This is a genomic window from Vibrio sp. Of7-15 (assembly GCF_022347565.1).
Classification (GTDB): domain Bacteria; phylum Pseudomonadota; class Gammaproteobacteria; order Enterobacterales; family Vibrionaceae; genus NORP241.
Genome location: NZ_JAKRGH010000072.1, coordinates 1 through 1,918, shown reverse-complemented (window position 1 = coordinate 1,918; position 1,918 = coordinate 1). Strand labels below are relative to the sequence as shown.

Genomic DNA, 1,918 nt, shown 5'->3' with positions numbered 1-1,918 from the left:
TAACAAGGTAGCCCTAGGGGAACCTGGGGCTGGATCACCTCCTTAACGATAGACGTTTGTTTGTGAGTGTTCACACAGATTGTATGGTTGAAAAGTAAAGAGACGTAATTGCGGGTCTGTAGCTCAGTTGGTTAGAGCGCACCCCTGATAAGGGTGAGGTCGGTGGTTCAAATCCACTCAGACCCACCACTTCCTTCCCAAAGGTTGCTGGTGAATACAATTACACACTCGATGGGGCTATAGCTCAGCTGGGAGAGCGCCTGCCTTGCACGCAGGAGGTCAGCAGTTCGATCCTGCTTAGCTCCACCATCTTTAAGTGTTCTTATCGGCGATGCCGTGAGAGTCTTTAGAAATGGTTTTTATCTTAGTGATAAAATCAATGCTCTTTAACAATTTGGAAAGCTGACTAGTAATCATGTTATCGCGAAGCGATGCATGAAACTAAATTTTAAAAGTTCTCAATATCTAACACAATCATGTGTCTTAGACGATGACCTTTCTTAAAAGACCTCTTGGGGTTGTATGGTTAAGTGACTAAGCGTACACGGTGGATGCCTTGGCAGTCAGAGGCGATGAAGGACGTATTAACTTGCGATAAGCCCAGTTTAGGCAGTAAAAGCCACTTGAGACTGGGATTTCCGAATGGGGAAACCCACGTGCATAAGCACGTATCCTGTTGTGAATACATAGCAGCAGGAGGCGAACTCGGGGAACTGAAACATCTAAGTACCCGAAGGAAGAGAAATCAACCGAGATTCCGAAAGTAGCGGCGAGCGAAATTGGATTAGCCCTTAAGCTGTTTGTGTGTCAGGTGAATCTGCTGGAAAGCAGAGCAATAAAGGGTGATAGCCCCGTAACCGACGACGCACTTTGAGTGAAAACGAGTAAGGCGGGACACGTGATATCCTGTCTGAACATGGGGGGACCATCCTCCAAGGCTAAGCGTGACTGCGTACCTTTTGTATAATGGGTCAGCGACTTAATTTTAGTAGCAAGGTTAACCGTTTAGGGGAGCCGTAGGGAAACCGAGTCTTAACTGGGCGTTCAGTTGCTAGGATTAGACCCGAAACCAGGTGATCTAGCCATGGGCAGGTTGAAGGTGAGGTAACACTTACTGGAGGACCGAACCGACTAATGTTGAAAAATTAGCGGATGACTTGTGGCTAGGGGTGAAAGGCCAATCAAACCTGGAGATAGCTGGTTCTCCCCGAAAGCTATTTAGGTAGCGCCTCGGACGAATACTACTGGGGGTAGAGCACTGTTAAGGCTAGGGGGTCATCCCGACTTACCAACCCTTTGCAAACTCCGAATACCAGTAAGTACTATCCGGGAGACACACGGCGGGTGCTAACGTCCGTCGTGGAGAGGGAAACAACCCAGACCGCCAGCTAAGGTCCCAAATTACTACTAAGTGGGAAACGATGTGGGAAGGCTCAGACAGCCAGGATGTTGGCTTAGAAGCAGCCATCATTTAAAGAAAGCGTAATAGCTCACTGGTCGAGTCGGCCTGCGCGGAAGATGTAACGGGGCTAAGTAGTAAACCGAAGCTGCGGCAATGTGCTTTGCACATTGGGTAGGGGAGCGTTCTGTAAGCGGTTGAAGGTGTGCTGTAAGGCATGCTGGACGTATCAGAAGTGCGAATGCTGACATGAGTAACGATAAAGGGGGTGAAAAACCCCCTCGCCGGAAGACCAAGGGTTCCTGTCCAACGTTAATCGGGGCAGGGTAAGTCGACCCCTAAGGCGAGGCCGAAAGGCGTAGTCGATGGGAAACGGGTTAATATTCCCGTACTTTTTATCATTGCGATGGGGGGACGGAGAAGGCTAGGTGAGCCGGGCGATGGTTGTCCCGGTCCAAAGGTGTAGGCTGTGTTCTTAGGCAAATCCGGGAACACATTAGGCTGAGACCTGATGTCGAG

Annotated in this window: 2 tRNA genes and 1 rRNA gene; all 3 read left to right on the top strand. The window is 49.5% G+C overall.

The features are described 5' to 3' along the window. Positions 1 to 112: 112 nt before the first annotated feature. Positions 113 to 189: transfer RNA gene (locus MHO82_RS25710), tRNA-Ile, on the top strand. A 44-nt stretch (positions 190 to 233) separates the two neighbouring features. Next, positions 234 to 309: transfer RNA gene (locus tag MHO82_RS25705), tRNA-Ala, on the top strand. 215 nt (positions 310 to 524) lie between these two features. After that, positions 525 to 1,918: ribosomal RNA gene (locus tag MHO82_RS25700) — 23S ribosomal RNA — on the top strand; the annotation flags it as partial.